We start from the raw sequence: 1,858 nt of genomic DNA, 5'->3' as shown, positions 1-1,858 counted from the left end.
CACACCCCCCACCCCCCCCCCCCCCCCCCCCCCCCCCCCCCCCCCCCCCCCCCCCCCCCCCCCCCCCCCCCCCCCCCCCCCCACGGCCCCCGAGCCCGCGAGCCCTCCGGACGCCGACGCGCCGGGGCACCCGGTGCTGGCGCACGACAGCGGCTGGATCCAGCGGATCGACCTCGACGCCGTGCTCGACGCCCTGCCGCCGCAGACGACCGTGGAGCTGGCGGTGCGCGCCGGGGACTTCGTGTCCGAGGGGATCCTGCTGGCGACGGTCCGGACGGGACCGACCGGTGAGCCGGACGAGCGCCTGACCGCGACGGTCCGCTCGGCCGTCGTGATCGGTGCGGACCCGACGCTGGAGCAGGACCTCGGTTACGGGATCGCCCTGCTCGTGGACGTCGCCGAGCGCGCCGGCTCGCAGAGCAGCAGTGACTCGACAACCGTCCGCGAGGTCGTCCTGCACCTCGGCATCGTCCTGCGCGCGCTGCTGCTGCGGGATCTGCCACCAGCCTCGCGAACGGCGAGTGCCGGGCGTGCGGTCCTCCTCACCCAGCAGCAGTCGTTCGGCGACTACGTCTCCACCGCCTTCGAGCGCATCCGCCTCACGGGCGCCGAGTCACCGGCCATCGCCCGCTGCCTGCTGAGCACCATCGAGATGCTGGTGGATCAGCTCGAGGACGCCGGCCTGTCTGAGCGCACCGCCCCACTCCTCCGAGAGGCGCACCTGGTCCTCGACAGCGCGAAGGAGTCGCTGACGCTGTCCGCCGACTACGAGCGCCTCTGCGACCAGGCCACCCGCTGGCTGGCACCCGCCCGGTCGTGAGACGAGCCGCCACTCCGTCGACGCGGTGGCGCCAGGACCCCGCTGTGCGCAGCGTCGCCCCCGCGTTCCCGGGTACCAGCGGCCCGGCCCCACGGCCGGCGACGGCGCGCACGCAGCGGCCTCGCGCGGGCGGCGCTCCTCAGAGCGGGAGCAGACCGGGACCGGGGAGTCCGCCGAGCGCGTCGCTCACGAGCGCATCGGTCAGGGGCCGACGACCACAGCCGTGACCGATCCGGAGCGGTCCTCCCGGAACACCGCCGCCGCCTCCGGTTCCGAGCCGGGCGAGGGCCCCGTCCGGCCGGATGCCGACGAGGGGGTGGATCTCTCGGGTCGGCATCGAGCGGCATCGAGCCCACGACGACGGGCTCCTCCGACCACGACGGCCCCACAGCCGCTGGACTGCGGGGCCGTCGCCTCGCCCGGCGCAGGCCGAGCACCGGGGCGACCGCTCACGCCTGCGCCGTCGCGGCCTCCCGCGCGTCCTCCACCTCGAGGTCGAGGTCGCCGTCCCGGACCAGGACGCGCACCCGCTGGCCGCTGCGCAGCCGGCCGTCGAGCATCAGCCGGGAGAGCCGGTTGTCCACCTCGCGCTGGATGGCCCGGCGCAGCGGGCGGGCGCCGAACTGCGGCTCGAACCCGCGCTCGGCGAGCCAGCTGACCGCCTCCGGGGTGAACTCGACCTCGATGTCCTGGGCGCGCAGCCGCCGCCTCGTCTCGTCGAGCAGCAGGTCGGTGATCCGCTCCAGCTGGGTGTTGTCCAGCTGCTGGAACACCACGATCTCGTCGATCCGGTTGAGGAACTCCGGCCGGAAGGACTCCCGCAGCCGGCGCATGACCTGGCTGCGCAGGTCGTCCCCGGCGTTGCCGTTGCCGGTGAAGCCGAGCGGGCCGCGGCCGGCGTTCACGATCGCCTCCGACCCGAGGTTGCTGGTCATGATCAGCACGGTGTTGGTGAAGTCGACCGTGCGGCCCTGGGAGTCGGTGAGCCGGCCGTCGTCCAGCACCTGCAGCAGCGTGTTGAACACGTCGGGGTGGGCC

2 protein-coding genes are annotated in these 1,858 nt (G+C 75.0%); one reads left to right on the top strand and one right to left on the bottom strand.

Annotation, left to right across the window (positions count from 1 at the left end):
* On the top strand, window positions 1-820 hold an 820-nt coding region (locus tag ACI8AR_RS23750), incomplete at its 5' end, for a DUF2254 family protein (protein WP_457053189.1).
* Between the two features lie 449 nt (window positions 821-1,269).
* Here the strand turns inward: ACI8AR_RS23750 and ACI8AR_RS23745 are convergent.
* A partial coding sequence (locus ACI8AR_RS23745) for an AAA family ATPase (protein ID WP_457053188.1) occupies window positions 1,270-1,858 on the bottom strand: 589 nt, incomplete at its 5' end.

The organism is Geodermatophilus sp. SYSU D01036 (assembly GCF_054050435.1).
The sequence above is the reverse complement of the archived record's forward strand: the minus strand, read 5'-3'. Positions and strand labels throughout refer to the sequence as shown.